This window comes from Levilactobacillus zymae DSM 19395 (assembly GCF_001434115.1).
GTDB lineage: Bacteria > Bacillota > Bacilli > Lactobacillales > Lactobacillaceae > Levilactobacillus > Levilactobacillus zymae.
The window spans coordinates 1-26,596 of sequence record NZ_AZDW01000027.1 but is presented as its reverse complement, the minus strand read 5'-3'; the positions used below and the strand labels follow the sequence as shown (position 1 = coordinate 26,596).

Annotated in this window: 24 protein-coding genes; 23 read left to right on the top strand and 1 reads right to left on the bottom strand. The window is 54.7% G+C overall.

Translation table 11 applies throughout. The features are described 5' to 3' along the window. Positions 1 to 105 precede the first annotated feature (105 nt). The 19 genes from dnaX to tsaD all read left to right on the top strand — a co-directional run bounded on the left by dnaX (position 106) and on the right by tsaD (position 18,665). Entirely contained in the window at positions 106 to 1,917 is a 1,812-nt protein-coding gene (gene dnaX / locus FD38_RS06125) for a DNA polymerase III subunit gamma/tau (RefSeq protein WP_057732343.1), read from the top strand. 30 nt (positions 1,918 to 1,947) lie between these two features. Then, positions 1,948 to 2,265 (top strand): YbaB/EbfC family nucleoid-associated protein, encoded by a 318-nt coding sequence (locus tag FD38_RS06120; protein ID WP_057732397.1) that lies wholly within the window; start codon positions 1,948 to 1,950, stop codon positions 2,263 to 2,265. 33 nt (positions 2,266 to 2,298) lie between these two features. Further along, positions 2,299 to 2,898 (top strand): recombination mediator RecR, encoded by a 600-nt coding sequence (gene recR / locus FD38_RS06115; protein ID WP_057732341.1) that lies wholly within the window; start codon positions 2,299 to 2,301, stop codon positions 2,896 to 2,898. Between the two features lie 14 nt (positions 2,899 to 2,912). Then, the gene (locus tag FD38_RS06110; RefSeq protein WP_057732339.1) at positions 2,913 to 3,176 is read left to right on the top strand and encodes a YaaL family protein; all 264 of its coding nucleotides are present in this window, start codon (positions 2,913 to 2,915) and stop codon (positions 3,174 to 3,176) included. 176 nt (positions 3,177 to 3,352) lie between these two features. Then, positions 3,353 to 4,489: a hypothetical protein gene (locus FD38_RS06105; RefSeq protein ID WP_057732337.1), complete on the top strand. Its 1,137-nt coding sequence runs from the start codon at positions 3,353 to 3,355 to the stop codon at positions 4,487 to 4,489. Positions 4,490 to 4,506: 17 nt separating this feature from the next. Then, positions 4,507 to 6,006, top strand: a complete 1,500-nt coding sequence (wsfD, locus tag FD38_RS06100; RefSeq protein ID WP_057732335.1) for a glycan biosynthesis hexose transferase WsfD — start codon at positions 4,507 to 4,509, stop codon at positions 6,004 to 6,006. Continuing rightward, positions 5,999 to 7,570, top strand: coding sequence for a hypothetical protein (locus tag FD38_RS06095; protein ID WP_057732333.1), 1,572 nt, complete (start codon positions 5,999 to 6,001; stop codon positions 7,568 to 7,570). The genes wsfD and FD38_RS06095 overlap by 8 nt, the downstream gene beginning before the upstream one ends. A 32-nt stretch (positions 7,571 to 7,602) precedes the next feature. After that, complete coding sequence (locus tag FD38_RS06090; protein WP_057732331.1) at positions 7,603 to 8,856, top strand: glycosyltransferase family 2 protein; 1,254 nt, start codon at positions 7,603 to 7,605, stop codon at positions 8,854 to 8,856. Continuing rightward, complete coding sequence (locus FD38_RS06085; RefSeq protein WP_263862346.1) at positions 8,801 to 10,951, top strand: cellulose biosynthesis cyclic di-GMP-binding regulatory protein BcsB; 2,151 nt, start codon at positions 8,801 to 8,803, stop codon at positions 10,949 to 10,951. The genes FD38_RS06090 and FD38_RS06085 overlap by 56 nt, the downstream gene beginning before the upstream one ends. Beyond that, positions 10,944 to 11,801, top strand: coding sequence for a hypothetical protein (locus FD38_RS06080; protein WP_057732329.1), 858 nt, complete (start codon positions 10,944 to 10,946; stop codon positions 11,799 to 11,801). The genes FD38_RS06085 and FD38_RS06080 overlap by 8 nt, the downstream gene beginning before the upstream one ends. A 190-nt stretch (positions 11,802 to 11,991) precedes the next feature. Beyond that, positions 11,992 to 12,645 carry a dTMP kinase gene (tmk, locus tag FD38_RS06075; RefSeq protein ID WP_057732327.1) on the top strand — a complete coding sequence of 218 codons (654 nt, stop codon included), beginning with the start codon at positions 11,992 to 11,994 and terminating at the stop codon, positions 12,643 to 12,645. 13 nt (positions 12,646 to 12,658) lie between these two features. Continuing rightward, a complete protein-coding gene (locus FD38_RS06070) occupies positions 12,659 to 12,988 on the top strand; it encodes a cyclic-di-AMP receptor (RefSeq protein WP_057732325.1) in 330 nt (109 codons plus the stop codon). A 9-nt stretch (positions 12,989 to 12,997) separates the two neighbouring features. Continuing rightward, a complete protein-coding gene (gene holB, locus FD38_RS06065; RefSeq protein ID WP_057732323.1) occupies positions 12,998 to 14,017 on the top strand; it encodes a DNA polymerase III subunit delta' in 1,020 nt (339 codons plus the stop codon). A gap of 25 nt (positions 14,018 to 14,042) precedes the next feature. Next, positions 14,043 to 14,384, top strand: coding sequence for a DNA replication initiation control protein YabA (locus FD38_RS06060; protein ID WP_057732321.1), 342 nt, complete (start codon positions 14,043 to 14,045; stop codon positions 14,382 to 14,384). A gap of 16 nt (positions 14,385 to 14,400) precedes the next feature. After that, entirely contained in the window at positions 14,401 to 15,303 is a 903-nt protein-coding gene (rsmI, locus tag FD38_RS06055; protein WP_057732320.1) for a 16S rRNA (cytidine(1402)-2'-O)-methyltransferase, read from the top strand. Then, positions 15,293 to 16,033: an acyl-[acyl-carrier-protein] thioesterase gene (locus FD38_RS06050; RefSeq protein ID WP_057732318.1), complete on the top strand. Its 741-nt coding sequence runs from the start codon at positions 15,293 to 15,295 to the stop codon at positions 16,031 to 16,033. Before rsmI ends, FD38_RS06050 begins: the two co-directional genes overlap by 11 nt. Positions 16,034 to 16,242: 209 nt before the next feature. Then, entirely contained in the window at positions 16,243 to 16,965 is a 723-nt protein-coding gene (gene tsaB, locus FD38_RS06045; protein ID WP_057732316.1) for a tRNA (adenosine(37)-N6)-threonylcarbamoyltransferase complex dimerization subunit type 1 TsaB, read from the top strand. Further along, positions 16,949 to 17,569: a ribosomal protein S18-alanine N-acetyltransferase gene (gene rimI / locus FD38_RS06040; RefSeq protein ID WP_057732314.1), complete on the top strand. Its 621-nt coding sequence runs from the start codon at positions 16,949 to 16,951 to the stop codon at positions 17,567 to 17,569. The genes tsaB and rimI overlap by 17 nt, the downstream gene beginning before the upstream one ends. Positions 17,570 to 17,621: 52 nt before the next feature. Next, entirely contained in the window at positions 17,622 to 18,665 is a 1,044-nt protein-coding gene (gene tsaD / locus FD38_RS06035; RefSeq protein WP_057732312.1) for a tRNA (adenosine(37)-N6)-threonylcarbamoyltransferase complex transferase subunit TsaD, read from the top strand. Positions 18,666 to 18,742: 77 nt separating this feature from the next. Here tsaD and FD38_RS06030 read toward each other — a convergent pair whose 3' ends face one another. Then, a complete protein-coding gene (locus FD38_RS06030; protein ID WP_057732309.1) occupies positions 18,743 to 20,695 on the bottom strand; it encodes an ABC-F family ATP-binding cassette domain-containing protein in 1,953 nt (650 codons plus the stop codon). A gap of 368 nt (positions 20,696 to 21,063) precedes the next feature. Here FD38_RS06030 and FD38_RS06025 point away from each other — a divergent pair, with 368 nt between their 5' ends. The 4 genes from FD38_RS06025 to FD38_RS06010 all read left to right on the top strand — a co-directional run bounded on the left by FD38_RS06025 (position 21,064) and on the right by FD38_RS06010 (position 26,480). Beyond that, positions 21,064 to 21,702, top strand: a complete 639-nt coding sequence (locus FD38_RS06025) for a redox-sensing transcriptional repressor Rex (protein WP_057732308.1) — start codon at positions 21,064 to 21,066, stop codon at positions 21,700 to 21,702. A gap of 533 nt (positions 21,703 to 22,235) precedes the next feature. Beyond that, on the top strand, positions 22,236 to 22,520 hold the full coding sequence (gene groES / locus FD38_RS06020) for a co-chaperone GroES (RefSeq protein WP_057732305.1): 285 nt from the start codon (positions 22,236 to 22,238) through the stop codon (positions 22,518 to 22,520). 65 nt (positions 22,521 to 22,585) lie between these two features. Further along, positions 22,586 to 24,211 (top strand): chaperonin GroEL, encoded by a 1,626-nt coding sequence (gene groL / locus FD38_RS06015; protein ID WP_057732303.1) that lies wholly within the window; start codon positions 22,586 to 22,588, stop codon positions 24,209 to 24,211. 433 nt (positions 24,212 to 24,644) lie between these two features. Further along, on the top strand, positions 24,645 to 26,480 hold the full coding sequence (locus FD38_RS06010) for an APC family permease (protein WP_057732301.1): 1,836 nt from the start codon (positions 24,645 to 24,647) through the stop codon (positions 26,478 to 26,480). The last annotated feature ends 116 nt before the right edge of the window (positions 26,481 to 26,596 follow it).

Sequence of the window (26,596 nt, the reverse complement as noted above, 5' to 3'; positions counted from 1 at the left end):
TTCCCCTAAATTGACTGGGCGAAGACGTGACAGCGACCCCGGAAAAAGGCTATAATAGTGAGCAGCGAATTTTTAACGAATTAAAGGTAGAAAGGAACAGATGATATGGCGTACCAAGCACTTTATCGGGTCTGGCGACCGCAACGTTTCGACGATATGATCGGTCAGGAAGTCATTACCCGTACTCTCAAAAACGCGATTACCACTAATCAAATCAGTCACGCCTATCTGTTCGCCGGTCCGCGGGGAACCGGGAAGACTTCGGCCGCGAAGATCTTTGCCAAGGCCATTAATTGTCACCATCAACAAGACGGGGAGCCCTGCAACGAATGCGAGACCTGCAAGGCCATCACGGCCGGGACCTTAAACGACGTGATCGAAATCGATGCGGCGTCCAACAACGGGGTCGAGGAGATTCGTGACATCCGCGACAAGGTCAAGTACGCGCCCACGGTGGCCGACTACAAGGTCTACATCATCGATGAAGTGCACATGCTCTCGACCGGGGCGTTCAACGCGTTACTGAAGACCCTGGAAGAACCGCCGGCTAACGTCATCTTTATCCTGGCCACTACCGAACCACACAAGATTCCGGCGACCATCATTTCGCGGGTCCAACGGTTCGATTTTAAGCGCATTGCGGCCAGCGATAGCTACCACCGAATGACTTACATCTTGGACCAAAAGCACGTGACCTATGACGAGCAAGCCATCAAAGTGATTGCCAAGGCCGCCGAGGGGGGGATGCGAGACGCCCTGAGTATCTTAGACCAGGCCCTGTCCTTCGGGGACAACGAGATCACGTTAGACAACGCGTTGCTCGTTACCGGGAGCGTCACCCACGAACTGTTGGCGACCTACGTGCAACAGGTCCTGAGTGGCGATACCAAGGCCGCTTTAGCGACCCTCCAGTCGGTCTTAGAGGCCGGCAAGGACGCCGAACGTTTTACCGAAGATATCATTAGCTACGCGCGGGACCTGTTACTGTACCAACAGGCACCTAAACTGGTGGAAGAAGCCGAGATGGGCAGTGTCAGTGACGATTTTCAGGCACTGGCCCAAAAGACCCCGGCGGCCACCATGTACGCCATGATCAACGAACTTAACGCGATCCAACAACAGATGCGGTTTACCACGCATCCCGACGTTTACCTGGAAATTCTGACCATTAAATTGGCTGAGATTGGGCGGACTCAGGGCGCGAGTGCTAGCCCAACTGCGGCACCGACTGGTGAGGCCCCGAGCACCCCGGCGGCGGCCGATGCGGTTACGGCACTTCAGCACCAGGTGGATCAACTCAAAGTCGCCGTGCAACAGTTGGAACAGGCCCCGGTGGCCAAACCCGCCGCTCGGCCCGCGGCCAAACCCCGGGTCAACGCGGCGCGGACTCAGGAGGTCAACCTCGCAAAGATCAATCCGGTCTTGGGGGCGGCGACCAGAGAGAAACTCAACCAGCTCCAAGAGGTCTGGCCGGACCTGCTCAACAGTCTGACCGTGACCCAGCGAGCTGTGATGAAGGTGTCACAGCCCGTTGCGGCGGCGGATTCCGGGGTCATCGTGGCGTTTGACTATTCATTCTTGTACCAGAAAGCCACGACCGACCAGGAATTGACCGACGCGTTGGAGAATGGGCTGGACCGGATGGTGGGGACGGCCCTGCCAATCGTGTTCGTGCCTAAGGACCAGTGGCCGGAGATTCGCAAGAATTATCTGACCGCGCACAAGGGTGAATTGAAGGCCCACGCGGAGGCCCAACCGGCAACGAGCCAAGCGGACCAAGCCGCGGCAACGCCGGCGACCGGGACTCCGGACGCGGCGCCTACCGATGCGGGACCGCAACCGCCCCAAGCGAATCCGGTGGTGACCAAGGCCGAAGAACTCTTTGGTAAGGACATTGTAGATATCAAAACTGATTAAAATTTGAAGGGATGGATGACCATGCGGAACATGGGCAATATGGGTAACATGGGTAGTATGATGAAACAGATGCGGCAGATGCAAAAGAAGATGGCGGAGGACCAAGCCGAGTTAAACGCACAAACCTTCACCGGCACGTCACCGGACGACATGGTCAAGGCGACCTTTACCGGCGAACGGAAGATGACGGACTTGACCATCAAGCCCGAAGCCATCGATCCGGACGATCCCGACATGTTAGCCGATCTGGTCGTGGCGGCCGTGAACGACGCCTTGGGCCAAGTCGAAGCACAAACGAAGCAAACTTTAGGCAAGTACACCCAAGGAATGAACATTCCCGGCATGTAAGCCGTTCACGGGTTAAGTTGAAAGGACGAGACTATGCAGTATCCAGAACCTATTGCGCAGCTGATCGATAGCTACATGAAATTCCCCGGTATCGGGCAAAAGTCGGCCACGCGGTTGGCGTTTTTTACCATTGATATGGCGCAAGACGACGTGACGGCGTTCTCTAAGGCGCTGATCTCGGCGAAGCGGGATCTGCACTTCTGTTCGATCTGTGGCAACATCACCGAAAGTGACCCGTGTACCATCTGTGCCGACAAGACCCGCGACCAATCGCACGTCTTGGTGGTCGAACAGGCCAAGGACATCATGGTGATGGAGCGCATGAAGGAGTACCACGGCCTGTACCACGTTTTACACGGGGTCATGTCGCCCATTGAAGGTAAGGGACCGGAAGACCTGAACATCACGAGTCTGATCAACCGGCTCCAGAAGAACCCGGCGATTAAGGAAGTCATCATCGCCACCAACGCCACGCCGGAAGGAGAAGCCACGGCCATGTATTTGTCGCGGTTGATCAAACCGGCGGGCATCAAGGTCACCCGCTTGGCTCACGGCCTGTCCGTGGGGAGCGATATCGAATATGCCGATGAAATGACCCTGTTTAAGGCCGTTGAGGGCCGGACCGAAATGTAAGGAGGGTGACGCCCATGTTTGGACAAAAGAAACGGAAGCAGCAACGCCACTTAAAGGCGTTGCGCAGCACGTACGACGACCAACTGTTGGCCACCATTGATGCCGCTAAGGACAATTGGGATCACGCCAAGCAGACCCAGGAAGCCATCGCCGACGCCGATAACGAAATGACGGCGAACACGGCGTTGGCCCGGCAGGTCTACCTCTTTTTATACCGGGAGGCCCGGCGTCGCAACGTGCGCAGTAAGCACATCGCGGCGACAGTATTTCAGGATTAATAATGAAGTGATGCGATTTTTGCGTCCAAAGTCGGTTGACTAGCCCTAGGGGTTGGTCAGCCGGCTTTTTTTCGGTAAACTAACTAAGACGGTTTTCATCGCGGGGAAAACCGTGTTAAAGTGAAAGCGTTAACTAAACTATTTCGCACTAGATAAAATAAAGGGGTCATTGAATAATGGGAAAACAATTTTGGCTGGGACTAGGTAGCCTGTTGCTCCTGCTCCTTTTGGGTGGTTGTCGGAGTCGGCCCCAGACCATGACGCCGCCCCAGCAGTCACCCCGGGTATTTCTGAAAACCAACGCCATCTTACATACGCGTCAGGACCGGCAACACCAGACCTCACTGGCGGGCTTTATCGCCAATCGGTTGGTGACCAAGGAAGGCCTCTACACCAATTACGTGGACACGGACACGCGCCAGACCGGGAGTGCGACGGGCCACGAAATGCTGAGTGAATCGGCGGGGATGTGGCTGATTTACCTGGCCCGCCACCACCAGTTTGCGGCGTTTCGCACGTTCTATCGGGCCACGGTGAAGACCTTTGGTGACCACGGCCAATTTAGTTACCGTTACGATCCACGGAATCAAAAGCGCTTTGCGGTCAACGCGACGTTGGACGACTTGCGGATCATTAAGGCCCTAAACTTGTACGACGCGCTGACCCACACGACGCGTTACCGGCAAGCGGCGGCGAACCACTTTGCGACCCTTAAGGCCGGCGCGCTGAAGGGCGGGAAGGTTTACGACTACTACAACCCGCAAAGTCGCCAGACGGCCAAGACCAGTAGTTTGGCCTATATCGATTTTAAAACGCTCGGATTTTACGAACGGGGCAGTGCCAGCGGACGCAAGGCTTATCAAGAACAGCTCAAGGTGGTTCGGGGCGGCTACCTGGGCAACGTTTTTCCGCTCTACGCGTCCAGCTTCAACTGGTCGCAACTGACCTATAGCGACCGGGCCCTGAACACGTCCGAAGCCCTGGAAGTGCTGCTGCATCTGGCCGAGATCGGCAAACTAAAAACGGCCAGCCAGAGTTGGCTACAACAACAGGTCAAAGATAAGAAACTGTACAACGGCTACACCACCGCCGGCAGCGTTAGCGATTCGGGCCAGTCGGCGGCCAACTATGCCCTAGCCGCGATGATCTTTGCAACGGTCAACGACCGGCCTAATTATCGCCGCGCCATGGCGCTGGTCTGGCAGGACCAGGTCACCAGCCACGTGGCGATTCAGGGGGGAATCGGCAACGCCCAGAGCGGCCAAAGTTATTCCTTTAACAATTTGACGGCCTTAAACGCGGCCGATTATTAAGCAGGAGGGGGAGCAGCATGTCACGACTTCAAGAATTTAGTCAGCGCACCGGTCGTCGCGTGACCCGGTGGCTATCACCGGCGACGTTTGCCATGTTGTTTGCCGCCATCGTGGTGGGCGGTCTGTTGTTCATTCCGCCCATTCACGGCCTAGCCGACAACGGTGGGTTTGCCCAAATTCTGGCCAACAACGGTCTTTACCCGTTGGGCGGCTACCAGACAGTGGGGTATCTCAACCCGCAACTCGGCTTGATGCGCTATTACGATGAGGTGCGGGCGACCGGTTGGGGCGGTTTCTCATCGCAACGGCTGTTCGTGGGACTGGCCATTGGATTAAATAAACTCTTCTTTAGTACCAGTCGGTTTGACTTACGCTTCTTGGGCTTGGTCTATTACCTTCCCTTCGTAGGGGCCGTGGGGCTACTGACCCGGGCCTTAACGCAGCCGTACCGGCGGATCCGTAGTTACGTTTTAGCGGCGGTGATCGTGTTGGTGTTTGCCGACACGTCGTTGACGCTAGCCTTCAATTCCTTCTACGTGACGCCCATCCTGCTGATCACGGCCATGACCATGGTGGGGAGTCTCCTGCTCTTGCCCCGGACCACCACGTACCGGGGACGGTTGATGAGTTTGTACTTTTTGAGCGCGGCGTTGTTGATCACCAGTCAACCGCAGAACGCAACGCTAACGGTAAGTTACGTGATCATGACCGTGGGTGGGTTCTTCGTCTTTCGCCATCCGGCCCAACGCTTGGGATTGGTGCTGGGACTGACGGTCCTAGTGGCCTGCGGGGTGACCATGGCCTTGGCGCTCACGCCGCAACAACGGAGTATCAATCGGTACCAAGCCTTTACGCACGGTGTCTTGCACGACACCAAGGACCCGAGCAGCGCATTGACCCGTCAGGGCGTGAGTCAGCAGTTTGCGCTGATGCGGGAAAACGACTACTATCCGGTCAACTTTACCGAATTAAGCCCGGATACCCGCTACGTACGCCAACATCTGACCCGTTACGTGGGGGCCGGTTGGGTGCTGACCTATTACGTCCATCATTTGCGGCAATTACGCCAATTACTCGACCTAGCGGCGGCCAATCTGATGGCGACGCAGGTCAAATCGGTGGGAAATTATCCGCCCCATAGTGGGCACGCTCGGGGGGCCCAGGTGAAATTCTTTACGCTGGCAAGCACCACGGCCGGGGCCTTCTTCCCGCGCCGGTTTGCCTTCGATGCGTTGCTGGTCGTCGCTTTGATCATGGTCTTTGGCGTCGGGGCCTATAACGACCTTCGCCAACAGCGAACCTACGGCGTGGTGCGATTCTTTTTGGTGGTGGGGCTACTGTTAAACCTGCTATTGGTCCCGTTACTGGTTATTTTGACCACCGGGGTCACCAACCTGGCGCAGAACCTCCTACTGGCCCCCATCAGTTTGGATTTAGCCCTATTGATCTTGGTGGCGGACCTCTTGAATCACCGCCTCTGGCACGCGGATGATCGGCAGGTGATTGACGATGACTAGACGGTTTATTGGGTTAGTGGGACTGGTCGTTAGCCTATTGCTAGGGGTGACGTTCCTGAATAATGCGGGGGCCCACGCCCAATCCCAGATCAAAACGCAACGGGTCCTGATCGTCTACGATGCCCGTAATCCACGGGCGGGCGGACCGGCTAAAATCGCCACGTTGCAACGGCTATTGGCTAGCGTGGGGGTGCCAACGCAGACCGAGGCGTTGACCAACTATCACGCCGGCCAACTGACCACCCAGAAATACCAGGGGGTCGTGACGCTGGTCGATTGGCCGTCCGGTCACGGCCACAACGCGGCGTTTACTAAGGACCGGGACCGTTTCACGGGGCGTCAGTTGCACATCGGTCAAAACTTGAGTGCCGCGGAAGCCCGGCATCTCCACGCGACGCCGAAAACCCGGTACCACCAACAATTCACGTTGCGTGCGGGGAATAGTTGGCAACTCTTGCCGTTTAGCGAAAATCTAACGGTGCTACCGGGACAGGCGGACCACCAGTTGGGGCAATTACGGGCCCAGGGCACCGACCAGACGACCTACGCTTACGGAACGGTGCGGGACCGTTACGGGTACTTGCCGTATCTAGCCAACGATGGTCTAAGCCTGATTCTGGCCATGCGGACGGTGGCCACGTTGTTCCACCAGACCGGGACGCAGCACCCGTTGTTGACGATTACCGGCGTGACGCCGTATAGCAATCTGCGGCGGCTGCGGCAATTGGGGCAGCAACTGGCGGCCGCTAACATTCCCTTTGCCGTCAGTACCACCACCGTTGCAAATAACACGGCGTTGCAAGGGTTTAGCGACTTTACCCGGACGTTACGCGCCATCGAGCGGGATAACGGGGTGATCTTTCTGCAGACCCCGACCGTGCACGCCGCGGATACCAAGAGCGGCAACACTTTAGAGCAATTGATGGTGGCCCAGTTGAACCAGTTAGGCCAGCGCCAGGTGATTCCGGTGGGACTCAGCGCGCCGGCGTATTGGAACCAGGATAAATTGTTGCGGCGCCACGGCCTGCAACGGGCCAGCGACGTTTTATTGTTGCCCAACCCGACCGGACCGGTTTACGCCCAACGCGATAATTTAGGCGCGACCTACGAGCGAACCTGGTTTGGTTTGTCGTTGCGGTCGTTGCAGACCCAACGTGACGGGCAACTCACACCGGATCAACTGGCCCTCCCAACGGCCATTACCACGCCCATGCCGACCTCGGCCCGGCAGTTAACGGCTACGCTACGCCAGGTCAAAGCGTTACCCGTGACCTGGTATGACCCGCAGCAACGGTTGCAAACCAGTCTGACCAGCGCGTCGGCAACCTTTGCCTATCGCCGGGGGACCTACCTATTGAACGGACAGGCCGTCACGATTGGGACGGATGCGGCCGGGGTGCCGCGCTACCACTTCACCCGCAAGAATCGGGTGGTCTTGGGGAACTACTTCAAGTACCAGGGGTGGGTCCTGTTGATTTTCTTCACCGTGACGACCCTGGTGTTAATCGCGTTTTTGGTGGTGGGACGGCGCATCTATCGGCGTAAGTTCATGCGGCAGAAATAGGTTCGGTCTGGTTAAACTATTGAGGAGGAATTATGAGCGTTTTAGATGTCTTTGTCTTTATTGCAATTCTGGCCATCTGGGGCATCCTGGTGGTGAACCTGGTTTTGACCATGGCCGGCTACACCCAGTACTTAAAGGACGTGCGCACGCCCGCCCCGGAATTACCGGCGGTGCCGCCATTCGTGACCATCATGGTGCCCGCCCATAACGAGGGGGTCGTGATCGTCAAGACGGTGCTGGCCCTCCTTAACTTCGACTACCCCCACGACCGGTACGAGATCATCGTGATCAACGACAATTCTAGTGATAATTCGGCCGAGTTGTTGGCGCGGATTCAGGCGACCTATCCCCAGCGAAACCTGGAAGTGATCAACACGGATCAAAAAACGGGGGGCAAGGGAAAATCGAACGCCCTGAACATTGCCCTCAAGCAGGCGAAGGGGAGTGTGATTTCGGTCTACGATGCGGACAACACGCCCGAACGCCCGGCGCTACGCATCCTCGTCGCCGAGTTACTGCAGGACGACCGTTACGGTGCCGTCATCGGTAAGTTTCGGACGCGGAATAAAAACGCGTCGTTACTGACCCGTTTCATCAACGTCGAAACGTTGTCGTTTCAGTGGATGGCCCAAGCCGGACGGTTACGGCTCTTCAAACTGTGTACGATTCCCGGGACCAACTACGTGATCCGCCGCTCGTTACTGGAACGCGTGGGGGGCTGGGATACCAAGGCCTTAGCCGAAGACACGGAAATCAGTTTTCGTATTTATCGGCTGGGGTACCGCATCAACTTTCAGCCCAAGGCCGTGACTTGGGAACAGGAACCCCAGACCCTCGACGTCTGGTTTCACCAGCGCACCCGGTGGGTCAAGGGCAACATTTACGTGATTTTAAAGAATTTGCCGCTGATCTTTCGGAAGACGGGGCGGCCGATTCGCTTTGATTTGATCTATTTCTTATCGGTTTATTTTTTATTAATGACGTCGTTACTATTGTCCGATTCGGTCTTTGTCCTGTCGGTCGCGGGCGTCGCACACTCGAACTTACGGGGTTTCAATAATACGCTGTGGCTGTTTGCCATCGTCCTCTTCGTGATCAGCACGTTTGTGACGATTACCACGGAAAAGGGGGAGATGACGTTGAGCAATCTGCTCATCATTATTTTCATGTACGTGGTCTACAGTCAGATGTGGTTAGCCGTCGCAGCATACGGAATGGTGGGGTATATTCGTGAACAAGTTTTTCATCAACAAGCAAAGTGGTATAAGACCAAGCGCTACCAGTAGCGGCTGGCGAATTCTGGTGGGCCTGTTAGTGGTGGTCATCAGCTTACTGGGGTCGTTCAGCACGGCTACGGCCAAAGACACCAAGGCCAAGACGGCCACGCAGACCTATACGCAGCCGTTGCAAAACACGACCATGAGCCTGTCGGGGCAAGCGGTCGAGACTAGCAGTTACTTCATTAAGGTCGATTACTGGCGGATGAAGCACGCGACCTTGAACCTGAACTATCAGGTCTCTCAACTGGCAGATCGGCAACTTTCCGATATTACGGTGGCCGTGAACGGGACCAAGTTCTATTCGTTCCGGCCGGTGGCGCAAAGTGGCCTGCAGACCAAGCAAATTACGATCCCGCTGCGACTCTTACGGAGCAGTAATTCGCTAAAAATTAGCGGTCAGATTCTGACGCGTGACGGGAAACACGATTACCGGTTAGCCCAGACGCCGGCGAATTGGTTGACCGTCGATGCCCGATCGAACGTGAACTGTGAGTACACTTTAAAGCAACCCAACGCCAACGTGAACTCGTTTTACGACCACTTCTCGGGACCGGATACTGTCGTCAATCAGCAGTCGGCCATCGAGGTCCCCGCGCAGGCCAGCAACGCGGAACTGACGGCTAGTATGTCGGCTTTAGCCGGTGAGGCGCGGGTCATCACCACCGAGACCCAGCAAATCCCGGTCACCACGCTCACCGACCGGACCGCCCAACGCGCCGATTATCAGCTGATCGTGGCGACCTACGACCACCTGCCAGCTCGTTTCAAACGCCACGTTTCCGCCCAAGCGGTGACCAAACAGGCGGTGATTAAGCGTTACGATGCGCAGGGAAAGCATTACCTGATCGTCACGGCCCCCACGGGTGACCTGTTGATCAAGGCCGGACGCTACGTGGCCAACGCCGAACTGATGCAAGAGACCGCCCATCCCAGTGAGACCGTGCGGGCCGACAGTCAGACGTTCACGTCGTCACTTAATTACGACGGACACTACCAGTTGACCACCACGGCCGATCGTTTAGTGGGGGCCAATCATCAGGAACGCAGCTACTTCGTTAGTCTGCCGGTCGACCGCAATAACGCGGATGGCTCGACCATCAAGGTGGCTCTGCGCTACGCGAAAAACCTCGACTTCCGCTCGGCATTAGCGACCGTTTACATCAACGACACCGCCATTGGCAGTCACAAATTGACGGCGCGGCGAGCGGACGACGATTCGTTTACCGTGAAGTTGCCCAAGGGGCTGGCCCTCGGCAACAGCTTTACCGTTCGCATCGCGTTAGACCTACCGGTACAAACGGCGGCCAACAGTACCAACGCCCAGACGCCCTGGGCCAGCATCGAGCCTAGCAGTCGCGCCAACATTCAATCGGCGCCGGGCAACGACCTTCTGTTTAGCAACTACCCGAATTTATTTCTGCAAAACTCGACCTATGATCACCTAGCCGTGGTCCGGCCCAAGACCATGACACTGGCGGATTACCGCACATTGAGTAGCTTGTTTAACCTGATTGGCAACTACGCGCGGAGTAATCAGGGGCAGATCACCTTCTACCAGGACCGGCCCAGCCAACAGGTCCTGACCCACGACAACGTGATTGCCTTGGGGACGCCGCAACAAAATGCGTTCATTCGCGCGTTGAACGATAAGTTGTATTTCCAATTCGACGCTGCGGGGACCCGCTTGATTTCCAACGAAAAATTAAGCATCGAACCCCGTTACGGGGCCACGTTGGGGACGGCGCAATTGCTGCGGTCACCGTATAATGCCAAAAAGGGGTTACTGGTGATCACGGGAGCCACCCCGGACGACGCGGCCCGGGCGGCCGGCCAAATCAGTAACCAGAAGAACGTCGCCCAGTACACGGGGGATGCCGTGGTGGTGGATCGCGACAACCTGCACCGGGGTTACCGGTTCAAGAAGAACAAGTTGATCGACACGCAGGTCAATTTGAGCCAACGGGTTCACCGTAACCGGCAACTACTGGTGTACTTGGGCATTGCGTTAGGCATCATCGTCATCTTATTGATCGCCATTTTAATGTTACTGAACAAGCACGGCGTCTTGCACCGGTCGCGAAGGGGGAAGCCACATGCATAAAAATACGCGAGAAAGTTGGCTGACCGACATCTACCTGATTGCGTTTCTGGGGTGGATAAGCGTGCTCGCCATTGGGATGGCCGCCACGCGCCCCCATTACCTGCTCCTCAACGCCATCTTCTTGGGAGTGACCATCTGTTTGATCCTGATCACCTACTTCTGGGGCCTGATTACCGGCCTGCTGAGTAACCTGGCGTTCATTTTTGCGCAGTTGCTTACCGTGATCTACGAAAATCAAATCAGGGCGAACCTGGTGCCCTGGGCGTTGGTCTACTGGTTGTTTATCCCGCTGTTACTGTCGTTGACGTTTTACGGGATGACGGCCCACTCTCGGCGCCTGCAGGCCCAAAACGCTAAGCTGCAGAGTGACCTGGTGGAACGGGGGGCCTTCGACGAGGATACTAACCTGCGCACCACGGTCTCCTATATCGAAGATACCGCGGTGTTCACGGAAACCAATCGGCGGTTTGACCTGCCGGTGACCACCATGATCGTGCGGATCCGCTACTTCCAAGAAATGCGCAACATGCTGAGTGACGCGCAGCTGCGGGCCCTGTTACAGTTAGTCTCGCAGACCATCAAGGGGGCCATGCGGACCAACGACATCACGTACCTGCTAGACCGCAGTAACCCGACTTGGGCGGTCCTGCTGTTCACGGACGCCGGCGGGGCGGGCATCGCCGCGAACCGCATCAAGGGAAACTTTGCCAAGGCGTTAAGTAACGACGAGGACTTGTCGAGCTTAGACGTGCGGTTGGTCGTCGGGGTCGCGAGCTGGGATTCCAGCAAGATGCAGTCCCCGTATGACCTGATGAATGCCGGAATTAAAGAAACGGAATACGACGTTTAGGTGTCGGGGTAAAAGGTCAGAACGTTCCTGGTGTTCTGGCCTTTTTGCGGATTTAAAAATGAAGGCGCTCCCGTCAATAATTGCCACGGTTCGGAAATAGACATCATTTCTGAATTAAAGTACAATAGATTTATCAATGCCTAGAATCAGCTAGTTTCTATAATATACGCAAAAATGGGGTCGAAAAATTTTGTCAGGAACGTTTATTAGTTTTGAAGGTCCGGATGGGGCGGGGAAGACCAGCGCCTTACGCGCGATTACCGCGACCCTGCAGCCCATGTTGGGCGACCGGTTGACGGTGACCAGAGAACCCGGTGGTAACGCCATTTCCGAAAGCATCCGGGCCATTATCTTGGACCGGGCCAATACGGCGATGGATTACCGGACCGAAGCCTTGCTTTACGCGGCGGCGCGGCGGCAGCATCTGGCCGAGACCATCCTACCGGCGTTAGCCGCCGGTCAATTGGTCCTATGCGACCGGTATGTCGACAGCTCCGTCGCGTATCAGGGGGCCGGTCGGCAAATCGGTGAACGGGCCGTGGCGCAGATGAATCAATTTGCGACGGACGGCCTGTTACCCGCGTTGACCATCTACTTCGACGTTCCCGCTGAGGTGGGCTTACAACGGATTCAAGCCCACCGCGATCCCCAGCAGGTCGACCGGTTGGACGTTGAAAAAACGGCCTTTCACGACCGAGTGCGGGCCGCGTACTTACGCTTACAAGCGGCCAATCCACAACGAATCAAGTTGATCGATGCGACCCAGACCCCCGACCAGGTGGTGGCGGCCGCGTTGACCTTGATTAAGCAAACGGCCAGCGGTTACTTTACCGCTGGTGCTTAAGGGAGGAACCCATATGAAAATGCTTATTGCCATTGTTCAGGACAAGGATGCTAATCGCCTGAGCAATCAGTTTATTGACCACGATATTCGGGCGACCCGGTTATCCACGACTGGTGGTTTTCTCAAGTCCGGCAACACCACCTACATGATTGGGTTGGAAGACGACCGGGTCGAAGAAGTCCTCGACCTGATCAAAACGGCCAGCCATACCCGCCAACAGTTCATGACGCCACCGGTTAACCTGGACGCCCAATTGGACAACACGTCGTCGTATCCGGTAGAGGTCCAAGTCGGGGGCGCGACCGTCTTCGTCTTGCCCGTCGAACAGTTCCACCGGTTCTAGGGGGTGGCCATGACCGAAGAAACGCCGATAACGACCGCTCAACGGCTCCAGCCACAGTTGGTCGACCACTTCATGCACCTGATTGGCACGCAACGGTTATCCCACGCTTATCTCTTTAACGGGATGGATGGGACCGGCCGCCAAGACCTGGCGCTGACCATTGCGTTGCGGCTGTTCTGCCAGAACGTGACGCCGGCTGGTTTTCCCTGTGGTCAGTGTGCCGAGTGTCGGCGCATTATCGCCGGCGACCACCCCGACGTGATTCGGGTGGTTCCCGACGGTCAACGCATCAAGGTTGACCAAGTCCGTTACCTGAAGGCCGAGTTCAGTAAGAGCGCGGTCGAGGGGAACCAGAAGATCTTTATCGTCGACCAGATTGAACGAATGACCACGGGGGCGGCCAACAGCCTGTTGAAGTTCATCGAGGAGCCCGTGGGCAATACGGTGGCCCTGCTGTTAACGGCCAATAAAAACCTGATCTTACCGACCATCCTGTCTCGAACGCAGATTGTCGACCTCTTACCGGTGGCCCCCAAGGAATTGGCGGCCGCTTTGGCCGAGGTGGGGGTTGCGCCCAGTCAACAGAACCTCTTAGCCACGTTGACCGAAAGCGTGGCGGCGGCTCAGGACTTGCTGGCCGAGGACTGGTTAAAAAACGCGCAAAAGAGTATCGAGCATTGGTTCACGGCCTGCTGTCAGGGCGACGAACGGGCCTTCGTGCGGGTGCAGACCGACCTCTTGCCGTTGGCGATTAACCGGGACCGGCAGGGGATCTTACTCGACATGATCGTTCAGATCTGGCACGACGCCCTGCGGCAACAAACGGGGGCCGTGGACCCGCAGACGTTGACCTATCCGCAGGTCGCCCAGGCCAGTCAACAGATTGCCCAACGGCTGGGGGTCGACCGGTTGGTGGCCGTGGTGACGCTGACGTTAGCGACTCGCGGCCAGTTAGCCGGTAATCTTAATTTTCAAGCAATCTTAGAAGCCTTAACGTTACAAATCCTAGCGCAGATTCCACGGCGCTAAATCGTTTAGAAAAAGGGGTGGCAATTTGGATAAACAAGCAGTGTACGATCAACTCAAGGATTTAAAGGGCCAGTTGGAAACCACGCTGACTCAGTTCAGTGACTTGCAAACCGAACTCACACAGGTCTTTGAACAAAACGCCGAACTCGAAATTGAAAACCAGCACCTGCGCGATCTACTGCGTGAGCTCCAACGGACCTTGCCAGAAGCCCCGGAAACCACGCAACAGGGGCTATCCAAGTCGCGACAGGTCTTGGAGAAACTCTACGAAGAGGGGTTTCACGTGTGCCGGGAATTTTACGGCACGCGGCGGAAGCAAGACGAAGAGTGTGCCTTTTGTTTAGAAGTTATTTATCGCGATCAGTAGGAGGAATTTTGTGACGATGCAACGACAACGGAGCTTTCAAGCCGAGACGGTCGGGCGCTTATACCTGGTGCCCACGCCCATTGGTAACCTCGATGACATGACGTTTCGGGCCGTTAAGACCCTTAAGGACGTTGACCTGATTGCCGCCGAAGATACGCGGAACACGCAAAAACTATTAAATCACTTTGACATCACCACCAAGCAAATCAGTTTCCACGAACACAACACGCAGGAACGGATTCCCCAACTGTTGGCCAAACTCCAGGATGGCTTGCAGATTGCGCAGGTCAGCGATGCGGGGATGCCGTCGATCAGCGACCCGGGTCACGAATTGGTCGTGGCTTGTGCGCAAGCCCAGATTCCAGTGGTTCCGTTGCCCGGCGCTAACGCGGGCTTAACGGCGCTGATTGCGTCCGGTTTGGCCCCACAACCGTTCTACTTTTACGGTTTTTTAGACCGGAAACCCAAGGACCAAAAAGCCGAAATCGGTGAGCTGGCACAACGGCCGGAAACCCTGATTTTCTACGAAGCGCCTCACCGCTTGAAGAAAACGCTGGCAAACTTAGCGGCCGGTCTGGGAGCGGAGCGGCCCGCGGTCCTGTGCCGGGAACTGACCAAGCGTTACGAGGAATTCTTGCGGGGTAGCCTGAGCGAGCTAGCTGACTGGGCCGCCACTGATACCGTGCGCGGGGAGTTTGTGGTGTTGGTGGGCGGTAACCCGCACCCGACTACGGCAGAGGATACCGTGGACTTGAGCGAACCGATTCCGGTACAGGTGGACCGGCTGATTGCCGCCGGGGAGAAGCCCAACGCCGCTATCAAGGAAGTTGCCAACCTCCGTCACTTGAAGAAACAAGAGGTTTATCGAATTTATCACCATCTAGATCAAGAGCAGGAGGCCCCTACGGATGAGCGCTAAAGCCTATACAGAACCCCATCGCGTCGTCTATTACGAAGCCGACGACACCGGTCACTTGACCGTGGCGATGTTGATTAATTTGTTTGTCCTGGTGTCCGACGATCAAAGTAATGATCTCGGCTTACCGACCGACTTTATCCAAAGCTTCGGGGTCGGCTGGGTGGTCACCCAGTATCACGTGCAGATCACGCGCCTCCCCCGGACCGGGGAGACGGTCACGCTGAAGACCCGGGCTACGGCCTATAACCGTTACTTTGCCTACCGGGAATACTGGTTGTTAGACGCCAATGGCGAAACGTTGGCGTACGGGGAGGGCATCTGGGTCACCATGAGCTACGCCAACCGGAAGATCACCACGATTCCGGCCGCCATCATGGCGCCTTATCAAAGTGAAGAGACCAGCCGTCTACCACGGTTACCGCGGCCCAAGCGGTTAGACGAAACGGCCACGCTGACCACCAAGCCCTACCGGGTGCGCTACTTTGACATTGACAATAACGGTCACGTCAATAACGCGCACTACTTCGACTGGTTGCTCGACAGCTTACCGGCCGACTTCTTACGGACGCACCGACCGGTCGACGTTCAGATTCGGTTTGAAAACGAAGTCCAGTACGGCCATCAGGTGGCGAGTCAAGTGGTCCACGCCGACGCTGCGACCACGCAACACCGGATTATGATTGGCGACACCATTGCGGCCATTGCGACGGTGGGCTGGCAAAGCATCTAAACGTCTAAGCTTTGCTTAAGTGCCCGTCACGGGTGTAGTCGATTAGACTTTGTGGTAGTATAGTAAACTGAATAAATAGTAAGAACTGGTCCCGGGCTACCGGTGCGGGACCATTAGCGCGGAGCAGTTGACGGAGCGGTGTCGCGAATCTGGCGCGCCGCTCTTAGCATCTGCTTGCGTCAATTCGTTGAGGGGGACCAAGAAAAAAGATGAAAGTTTTAGCAATTGATACGTCTAATCGACCGTTAAGTGTCGCCGTTTTAGAGGATGAAACGGTCCTGGCGACGATTACGGTAACGGTCCACCAAAAGCACGCGGAATACCTCTTACCCGAGATCGAACGTCTCTTGGGGATGGCGGATTTGAAGCCCACCGACCTCGATCGCATCGTGGTGGCAGCGGGACCGGGGTCCTACACGGGCATTCGGATTGCCGTGACCACCGCTAAGACGTTGGCCTCGACGTTAAATCTCGACCTGGTCGCCGTCTCTAGTCTGGCGACCTTAGCGGCCAACGTGCCGGTCGAAGGGGCGTTGGTGGCCCCCATGTTTGATGCTCGGAACCACAACGTCTTCGCCGGGCTGTACCGGATTCAAGCCGGCGTTCCGGTACCCGTGATTCCGGATGCCCACACCGACGTCACGGCCTTTTTAACGGCCGTGAAGGAGTACGCGGAGCCGGTCTGGTTCCTGGGCGATGCCAGTCACTTTAGCGAACTGATCCATACGACGATTTCGGCCGCCACGCCCGCCATCAGCGCGTGGCTGAACCTGCCCCAGGTGGCGACCATCGGCTTGCTGGGACAACACCTCACGCCGGTCGCCGATGTTGATCGGTTCGTCCCGAATTATTTACGTTTGACCCAAGCGGAAGCCGAATGGCGCGCGAAGAACCCAAAAGAGGATAACCAATCATATGTTGAAAAAATTTAAAATTTGGTATAAAAACGTTTTTGGTAGCCGGCGGGAATTGGTCCGCGAAGAGGCCCTGGGGGTCAAGAATCACCAGGTCAAGATTAACGACGTCTCGTACTTTGTGGCCAAGGCTTTGTTTACCGACATTCCGGAAATGATCGAAATTGAACGGGCCGTTTACGCGGGCAAGGCTCCGTGGGATTCAACGGCCTTTGCGAACGAATTGCGCCGTGAGAAGGACCGGCTGTACCTGGTTATTCGCAAGAACGACCGGCTGCTGGCCTTCATTGGCAGTACCTTTGACGAACGGACCCGCGATGCTCATATCACCAACATCGCCGTGTTACCGGATTATCAAGACCGGGGTTTAGGGCGTTTTCTGCTCAATATCATGATCAAGAAAGCCCAACAGTTGAATTACAAGACGGTTAGTCTGGAAGTGCGGGTCTCTAATCAACAGGCCCAGCACCTGTACAAGGACCTTGATTTTCAACAAACGGGCGTCAAGCGCGGGTACTACTTTGGGGACCACGAAGATGCGGCCGATATGGTCTTAAACCTGCAGACCGCCTCAGCGTCAGCGGAGACCCAAGAAACGCAAGAAGCACAAGCCCATAATTAACTAGCAACGCGCGGCAGCGTCCGCGCGTTTTTTCCGGGGAAAATTAGAAGGAGTGAGTCCAACGGATAAGCGAAATTTAATTCTAGCGTTCGAATCGAGTTGTGATGAAACCAGTGTGGCCGTTATCGAAGACGGGCACAAGATCTTGTCCAACATCGTGGCAACGCAGATCAAGAGTCACCAACGGTTTGGCGGCGTGGTACCCGAAGTCGCGAGTCGTCACCACATTGAAGAGGTCACGCTGTGCATCAAGGACGCCCTGCAGGAAGCGGCTGTGTCCTACGACGACCTCGACGCCGTGGCCGTCACGTACGGGCCTGGCCTGGTGGGGGCGTTACTTATCGGGGTCACCGCCGCAAAGACGGTGGCCTTTGCCCACGATTTACCGTTGATCCCGGTCAACCACATGGCCGGCCACATCTATGCGGCCCGCTACGTGGAACCCATCGAGTTCCCGGCCATGGCGCTCTTGGTTTCCGGGGGGCACACGGAACTGGTCTACATGCCCGCCGAAAATCAATTTGAGATCATCGGGGAGACCCGTGACGATGCCGCTGGCGAAGCCTACGATAAGGTCGGTCGGGTAATGGGCGTCAACTATCCGGCGGGAAAGACGGTCGACGAATGGGCCCATCAGGGTCACGATACGTTCCACTTTCCGCGGGCGATGGAGAAGGACGATAATTTCGACTTTAGCTTTAGTGGGTTGAAGAGTGCCTTCATCAACACCACCCACCACGCCGACCAGATTGGCGAAACGCTCGACAAGCACGACTTGGCGGCCAGCTTCCAGCAGGCCGTGGTCGACGTATTGGCAGAAAAGACCTTGCGGGCCTTACGGGACTACCCGGTCCACCAGCTGATCTTAGCCGGTGGCGTGGCCGCCAACCTGGGCTTACGGGAACGGCTGGACCACGACCTGGCGACCGTCAACGGGACGCACCTGGTCAAGGCACCGTTGAAGTTGTGTGGCGATAACGCCGCGATGATTGGGGCCTTCGCCAACGTGGCGTACCGGCACGGCGTCTTCGCGGATGCCACGTTGAATGCGGACCCTAGTCTGGAATTCGACTGGGTCGCGGACGCGGCGAAGTAAGCTTAAATTAAAAACAAGCCTTAAAAAAGGTCAGTCACCCGCGAGAATTATCTCGGGAGTGGCTGACCTTTTTGACGTTAATCGGTAAATTCTTCGAGTTCTAAACTCTTAGTCGTCCAGTCGTCTTCGACGGTGTTGAGTTCCTGGTTGGTGGCGTCCAGTTGCTGCTGAAGGTCCCCCAGTTTCTCGACGTCGTTGAAGTAGTCGGGCTGACTCATGGTCTTTTCGATGTCGGCCTTTTGGGCTTCCAGCTTGGCCATCTGCGCCTCGAGGGCGTCGACCTGCCGGGAGAGTTTCCGCTTGGCCTTTTGGTGTTCCTTTTGTTGTTGGTAGTCGACCTGCGTTTGCTTGGGTGCAGCGACCGTGGGGTGCGCCGCTTCGGCCTCGGCGGCTTCCTTGGCCGCGTAGGCGTCCTGTTCGGCCTTCTTATCCACGTAGTAGTCGTAGTTGCCGAGGTAGCGGGTGGTCCCGTCCGGACTCAGCTCGATGACCTGATTGGCCACCTGGTTGATGAAGTACCGGTCGTGGGAAACGAACAGAATAGTGCCGTCAAATTCGTTTAAGGCCGTTTCCAAGACTTCGCGGCTGTCGATGTCCAAGTGGTTGGTGGGTTCGTCGAGCATCAAGAAATTGTCGTGACGCAGGGCCAGCTTAGTCAAAAGCAACCGAGCTTTTTCGCCCCCACTTAGGCTGTGAACGGTCTTGTCGACGTCGGCGCCGGTAAACAGGAAGCTACCCAGAATTGAGCGGATATCGCCCTCGGGTGTTGTGGGATGGTCGTCCCAAAGTTCGTGTAGAACGGTCTTCTTGTCGTGCAGGTTGGCCTGGTCCTGGTCGTAGTAACCGGTGTCCACGCCGGTGCCGAAGATGATCTGACCCTTGAGTGCCGGAATCTTACCGAGAATCGTTTTAAGTAGGGTGGATTTACCCACCCCGTTAGGCCCCACGATGGCGATGGCCTGGTGTTTCTTGATGTCGAGGTTGATGGGCGAGCATAAGGTCTGACCGTCGTATCCGACCGCGGCGTTGACCACGTCGAGGACCACGTTACCGCTTTGGCGGTGGGGCCGGAAGGTAAAACGCGCGACTTTTTCGTCGCCTTCAGGTTTGTCCAACCGGTCCATCTTTTCCAATTGTTTCCGGCGTGCCTGAGCCCGCTTGGTGGTGGAGGCGCGGACAATGTTGCGGTTGACAAAGTCTTCGAGTTTCGAGATTTCGGTCTGCTGCTTGTCGTATTCCTTCCATTCCTGTTGGAGACGTTGGGCCTTTTCGTCGATGAAGTGCGAATAATTTCCCGGGTAATGGTGGAGACTGCCGCGGGCCATATCGTAGACTTCGGTGGCCACGTGGTCGAGGAAGTACCGGTCATGGGAGACCACGAGCAAAGCGCCGGGGTAACCTTGGAGGTAACCTTCCAGCCAGGTCAACGTCTCGACGTCCAGGTGGTTGGTGGGTTCGTCCAAGATCAGTAGGTCGGGCTTTTCCAACAGGCGCTTGGCTAAGGCCAGCTGGGTCCGTTGTCCTCCGGAGAGTTCGCTGATGGGTTTATCGTAGAATTCTTCGCCAAATTCGAACCCGTGCAACACGCCACGAATTTCGGCTTGGTAACCGTAACCGTTTTGGTCGCTAAAATCCTGTTGGAGTTGATCGTAGGTTTTGGTAATTTGGTCGAACTGTTCGGTGTCGGCAATCACGGCTGGGTCACTCATTTGGGCTTCCAGGTCGTGAATCTTGCGCTCCATGGCGCGTTGTTTGGCGAACACCGTCAACATTTCGTCCCAAACCGATTTATCGGAATTGAGGCCCGCGTTCTGGGCTTGATAGCCCACGGTCAGTCCCCGTTTGCGGGTGATTTGGCCTTCGTCGGGGGTGGTCTCCCCGGCAATCATTTTAATCAGGGTGGATTTACCAGCCCCGTTGCGCCCGACTAAGGCGACCCGTCCGTGTTCGGCAACGTCGAGGTTGACGTCGTGGAAGAGGACGGTGGCCCCGAAACGTCGGGTCACTTGTTGGACTTGTAAGAGAATCACAAAACCAACCTCCTTTTACGCAGTTTGCGGTTATTAATACTCTACATTTTAGCATATTGTGCAGTTAAGCCGAAATATTGTCGGGGTAAACTGCCTGAGTTTTCCCGTGATGGCGCCCCTCAACAAGTAATGAAAGAAAAAATTGCGTTTTGCCGTACTTTGTGAAATAATTTAAAGCGCTGCTCACTCGTGCAGATTGTGAAAAATTACAATAATTATTTGCAATTTCTTTCACAAGAATGGCTGATATGCTATAATCTATAGGAAATGAGATTTCACAATTGTCGAATTAGTTAAGTCTATAAAGTCGTCGGGACTGAAATGGTTTTAGCGATGACCGGCAATAATTGATTAGGAGGTAACATGCTTTGACAGAACAAAAAATTCCACGCGCGACGGCTAAACGTCTGCCGATTTACTATCGCTACTTAAATATCTTACTAGACGCCGATAAAACGCGGGTCTCTTCGACGGAACTTTCCGAAGCCGTGAAGGTGGATTCAGCCACCATCCGGCGGGACTTTTCCTACTTCGGGGCCTTAGGGAAGCGGGGCTACGGCTACGACGTTGAAAGCCTGATCAAGTTTTTCCGCAAGATCTTAAACCAGGACCGGTTGACCAACGTGGCGTTGATCGGGGTCGGGAACATGGGTCACGCGTTGTTAAACTTTAATTTCCACCAGGACAGTAACGTCCGGATCAGTGCGGCGTTTGATATTAATGAAGATATCGCCAACACGATTCAAAGTGGCGTGCCGATTTATCCGATGACGGATTTACGGACGCAACTGGAGGAACAACAGATTCAAGTGGCCATCTTGACGGTCCCATCGGACGTGGCGCAAGAGGTGACCAACGAAGCGGTCGCGGGAGGCATCAAGGGAATCTTGAACTTCACGCCGCTACGGATTACGGTGCCTAAGGGCGTGCGGGTCCAAAACGTGGATCTGACCAACGAATTACAAACATTGATTTACTTCTTGGAACATTACAATCACAAAGATTAAACGAAAGTCGTAGTCTGAAAGGATTACGGCTTTTTTGTATAAGAGTGCGTCCAGGGGCGGTCAGCGGGTGAGCATTAACGTCATTTCGGTGATTAGCCTGGGCTTGGCTAATTACCGAAATGGGGTTAAGCGGAACCCGTTGCCCCTGGTAAGCACGTTTCGGTGGCCGCAGATGGCGCCAATGTAAGGGCGAAATTCCAAATACTGGATAATCTTGGTAATTTAAGCAAAACTACCATCAGTCACTCATTTTAATCAAGTACTCTCAGGTCTCCCATCATTTCCCCCAAAAAGTCCCCCGTAACTTTAAGCAAAACCTTAAGTTTTCTTCCCGCCAGACAAAATAAGTGCGTCCCTTCCCGGAGTTTAGGTAGAATAGGGGGCAGATTAGCACTCACCAAGAAAGTTTGCCAAATTCCTTGATTTTTAAAGGGAAAAATCATATATTAGAAACTGTGATTAGCACTTATGTTAGTCAAGTGCTAATAGTGCTAAAACTAAAGTTGATTAGTAAGTTCATTGGAGGGATTCAAGTGTTAAAACCATTAGGAGACCGCGTCATTTTAGACCAACCACAAGAACAAGAAGAAACGGTTGGCGGCATTGTATTAGCAAGTAATGCCCAAGAAAAGCCTCAAACGGCCAACGTTGTTGCAGTCGGCGACGGCCGGGTGTTGGACAATGGCGAAAAGGTTGCGCCAAGCGTTAAGGTTGGCGACAAGGTTTTGTTTGACAAGTATTCCGGTACTGAAGTGAAGTACCAAGACAAGACTTACCTTGTTTTACACGAAAAGGACTTAGTTGCGGTTATCGACTAACCCCTTTCCCACGATTGATCCAAAACTCATTTTTAAAAAAATTTCGTATGAGGTGAACTAGAATAATGGCTAAAGAATTAAAGTTTTCTGAAGATGCACGTAGCGCAATGTTAGCTGGTGTCGACAAGTTAGCCGACACGGTAAAGACCACCTTAGGACCTAAAGGACGTAACGTTGTTTTGGAACAAAGTTACGGTAACCCAACCATCACTAACGATGGGGTCACGATTGCTAAGTCAATCGAATTAGAGGACCACTTCGAAAACATGGGTGCCAAGTTGGTTTCCGAAGTTGCTTCCAAGACCAACGACATCGCCGGTGACGGAACCACGACCGCAACGGTCTTGACTCAAGCCATCGTAAACGAAGGCATGAAGAACGTCACGGCCGGTGCTAACCCAGTTGGTATCCGTCGCGGGATCGAAAAGGCAACGGCCGCTGCGGTTGATGGTCTGCACAAGATGTCCCATGACGTCAAGACCAAGGACGATATCGCCCAAATCGCTTCCATTTCTTCTGCTAGTCAGGAAACTGGAAAGTTAATTGCCGATGCCATGGAAAAGGTTGGTAACGACGGGGTCATCACCATTGAAGAATCCCGTGGGGTGGACACCAGCTTGGACGTGGTTGAAGGTATGCAATTCGACCGTGGCTACATGTCACAATACATGGTCACCGACAATGACAAGATGGAAGCTAACCTGGATAACCCATACATCTTGATTACCGACAAGAAGATTGCCAACATTCAAGACATCTTACCATTGTTACAATCCGTGGTTGAACAAAGCCGTTCATTGTTGATCATCGCTGATGACATTACCGGTGAAGCCTTACCAACCTTGGTTCTGAACAAGATGCGGGGGACCTTCAACGTGGTTGCCGTTAAGGCCCCTGGCTTTGGTGACCGGCGGAAGGCTCAACTTCAAGACATCGCCGTTTTGACTGGTGGGACTGTGATTACCGATGACTTAGGTCTGAACTTGAAGGACACGACCATTGATCAATTAGGTCAAGCCCAAAAGGTCAACGTTACCAAGGACAACACCACCATCGTGGAAGGTTCTGGTGCTAAGGACCAAATCGCTGCCCGGGTTGAAGAAATCAAGGGTCAAATCGCTGACACGACTTCTGACTTCGACCGTGACAAGCTGAAGGAACGTTTGGCTAAGTTAGCCGGCGGTGTTGCTGTGGTTCGGGTCGGTGCTGCTACCGAAACCGAATTGAAGGAACGTAAGTACCGGATCGAAGATGCTTTGAACGCGACCCGTGCCGCCGTTGAAGAAGGCTTCGTTGCTGGTGGTGGGACCGCTTTGATCAACGTGATCAAGGATGTCGCTGCCGTGAAGGCCGAAGGTGACGAACAGACCGGGGTCAACATCGTGCTTCGTGCACTGGAAGAACCCGTTCGTCAAATCGCCACGAACGCCGGGGTCGAAGGCTCCGTTGTGGTTGAACACCTGAAGGGTGAAAAGCCAGGCGTTGGGTACAACGCTGCCGATGACAAGTACGAAGACATGGTTGCTGCCGGGATTACCGACCCAACCAAGGTTACTCGTTCTGCTCTGCAAAACGCCGCTTCCGTTTCCGCCTTGTTATTGACCACGGAAGCCGTTGTCGCTGACAAGCCAGAAAAGAACCCTGCACCAGCTGCCCCAGCCGCACAACCCGGCATGGGCGGTATGATGTAAGCCGTTCAATTTAAGTTAACAATCAGAACACCCCCGTCCAAACAGACGGGGGTGTTTTTTGGTTGTGAGAAATTCGGGAATTACCGATATTTTAAACGATTATATACCCAGATAGTTCGGTCTCGTGACGGCCGGGGAATAGCCATTTAGACTGGCAAATGACAGTATTTTAACGGACCCTAGTTTGGGGTGAAGGATAATCATTATCCTTACGGGACCGGACGTTGGCGGCGATTATTTTTGTGAGAACGCTTTAATTTTCGACCTACTTTAACGGCGAAAAAAATTGCGGGTTGCTTACGCTAAGAATTGTGGTAATGTTGAGCTAGAAGTAGTAGAATGACGTTTGCATTCGCAAAAGCGAGTGGAGTTGAACCGGCCAATGACCGGATTTTCGAGTTATTATTTTCGTGGAGATAAGGAGTAAATTGTCATGTGGCATTATTTAAAGCGGGTTTTGATTGGAAAACCCCTCAAGACCATGGACGAAGGCGGTCAGTCGCTCACTAAGTTCAAAGCCTTAGCGTTATTATCCTCTGATGCCTTATCCTCCGTGGCTTATGGTACTGAGCAAATTACCACAGTCTTAATTACCTTATCCGCCGCAGCCCTGATGTATCAATTATGGGTTGCTGCTTTGGTTTTAATCCTGTTATTTGCGATCACGCTTTCTTACCAGCAAATTATTCATGCTTACCCGTCCGGTGGGGGGGCCTACGCGGTCGCCAGCACCAACTGGGGGCAATCGGCTGGGTTGGTCGCCGGGGGCTCACTACTGGTAGATTACATGCTGACCGTGGCCGTATCGACGACTTCCGGGACCGAAGCGATTACGTCGGCGATTCCGGCGTTGTATCCTTATTCGGTTCTGATCTCGGTTTTAATTGTGATTGGAATTATGTTATTGAATTTACGGGGGATGCGTGAATCGGCCGCTTTTCTCACCGTGCCGGTCTACTTCTTCATCCTGATGATTTTGGTCATGATTGGCGTAGGATTCTATAACATCGTGTCGGGAAACGTGACCTATCACGCTTCGGCGGCAGTCGGGGCACCCGTCCAGGGAATGACATTATTACTGTTCCTGCGGGCCTTCTCCTCCGGGTCATCATCGCTGACTGGGGTGGAAGCCATCAGTAACGCGGTGCCAAACTTTAAGGAGCCCAAGCGGCACAACGCGGCGGCGACCCTGGCGATCATGGCACTGATCCTGGCAATCTTCTTCTCCGGGATTACCTACTTGAGTTACTACATGGGCATTCGGCCACAGTCTGGTCAAACGGTATTGTCTCAGATTGCCGGTGGCGTCTTTGGCCACGGTGTCCTGTACTACCTGTTGCAACTGTCGACGGCGTTGATTTTAGCCGTGGCGGCGAATACTGGGTTCTCGGCCTTCCCCATCCTGGCTTACAATTTGGCCAAGGATAAGTTCTTACCGCACGCCTACCTCGACCGGGGGGACCGGTTGGGTTACTCTAACGGGATCATCTCGTTAGCGGTCGGGGCCATTGTCTTGATCTTCATTTTCCACGGGCAAACCACGCTCTTGATTCCGCTGTATGCGATTGGGGTGTTTGTGCCGTTTACCTTGTCGCAATCCGGGATGATTATTCATTGGTTCCGGACGCGGGAAGGTTGGTGGCTGGGTAAGGCGGCCATCAACCTGCTCGGGGCCTTGATTTCGGTTGGGCTAGTGTCCATCTTGCTGGTCCTGCGGTTCGGTAACGTTTGGCCGTACCTGATCATCATGCCGCTGTTATTGATGATGTTCTACCGGATTCACCAACACTACCTGAACGTGGCTCGGCAGCTACGGGTGGCGGCTAACGCCAAGACGGAGAGCCACCAATACGATGGGGCGACCGTGATCGTGTTAGTCAGCAACATCACCCGGGTGACCAGTGGGGCGATCAACTATGCCCGGTCGATTGGGGATTACGTCATCGCCATGCACGTGTCGTTTGATGAAAACCCGAAGAAGGAACACAAGACGGCCTTGGAATTTAAGGAAGAATTTCCGGATATTCGGTTCGTCGATATCCATTCCTCGTACCGCTCCATTGCGACACCGACGCTACGGTTCTGCGACGTGATTGCCAAGCGGGCGACGGAACGGAACTTTACCACGACGGTACTGGTTCCCCAGTTCGTTCCCCGGCACCCTTGGCAGAATATTCTGCATAACCAGACGGCGTTACGCCTACGGACGATTCTAAATTCTCGGGAAAATATCATCGTGTCCACGTATAACTATCATTTGAAAAAATAAACTTTAAACTGAAATAGCCTAAGATTAGCTCTGTAAAATCAATCCGATTTTACGGAGCTAATTTTTCTACGTCTTGTCAATGGAAATGTTGTTAAATCAACGATTCATGATAAGAA

Bases quoted from the DNA above. Each gene is read 5' to 3' on its own strand.
- dnaX (WP_057732343.1), top strand. From the start codon at position 106: ATGGCGTACCAAGCACTTTATCGGGTCTGGCGACCGCAACGTTTCGAC.
- FD38_RS06120 (WP_057732397.1), top strand. From the start codon at position 1,948: ATGGGCAATATGGGTAACATGGGTAGTATGATGAAACAGATGCGGCAG.
- recR (WP_057732341.1), top strand. From the start codon at position 2,299: ATGCAGTATCCAGAACCTATTGCGCAGCTGATCGATAGCTACATGAAA.
- FD38_RS06110 (WP_057732339.1), top strand. From the start codon at position 2,913: ATGTTTGGACAAAAGAAACGGAAGCAGCAACGCCACTTAAAGGCGTTG.
- FD38_RS06105 (WP_057732337.1), top strand. From the start codon at position 3,353: ATGGGAAAACAATTTTGGCTGGGACTAGGTAGCCTGTTGCTCCTGCTC.
- wsfD (WP_057732335.1), top strand. From the start codon at position 4,507: ATGTCACGACTTCAAGAATTTAGTCAGCGCACCGGTCGTCGCGTGACC.
- FD38_RS06095 (WP_057732333.1), top strand. From the start codon at position 5,999: ATGACTAGACGGTTTATTGGGTTAGTGGGACTGGTCGTTAGCCTATTG.
- FD38_RS06090 (WP_057732331.1), top strand. From the start codon at position 7,603: ATGAGCGTTTTAGATGTCTTTGTCTTTATTGCAATTCTGGCCATCTGG.
- FD38_RS06080 (WP_057732329.1), top strand. From the start codon at position 10,944: ATGCATAAAAATACGCGAGAAAGTTGGCTGACCGACATCTACCTGATT.
- FD38_RS06070 (WP_057732325.1), top strand. From the start codon at position 12,659: ATGAAAATGCTTATTGCCATTGTTCAGGACAAGGATGCTAATCGCCTG.
- holB (WP_057732323.1), top strand. From the start codon at position 12,998: ATGACCGAAGAAACGCCGATAACGACCGCTCAACGGCTCCAGCCACAG.
- rsmI (WP_057732320.1), top strand. From the start codon at position 14,401: ATGCAACGACAACGGAGCTTTCAAGCCGAGACGGTCGGGCGCTTATAC.
- FD38_RS06050 (WP_057732318.1), top strand. From the start codon at position 15,293: ATGAGCGCTAAAGCCTATACAGAACCCCATCGCGTCGTCTATTACGAA.
- tsaB (WP_057732316.1), top strand. From the start codon at position 16,243: ATGAAAGTTTTAGCAATTGATACGTCTAATCGACCGTTAAGTGTCGCC.
- rimI (WP_057732314.1), top strand. From the start codon at position 16,949: ATGTTGAAAAAATTTAAAATTTGGTATAAAAACGTTTTTGGTAGCCGG.
- groL (WP_057732303.1), top strand. From the start codon at position 22,586: ATGGCTAAAGAATTAAAGTTTTCTGAAGATGCACGTAGCGCAATGTTA.
- FD38_RS06010 (WP_057732301.1), top strand. From the start codon at position 24,645: ATGTGGCATTATTTAAAGCGGGTTTTGATTGGAAAACCCCTCAAGACC.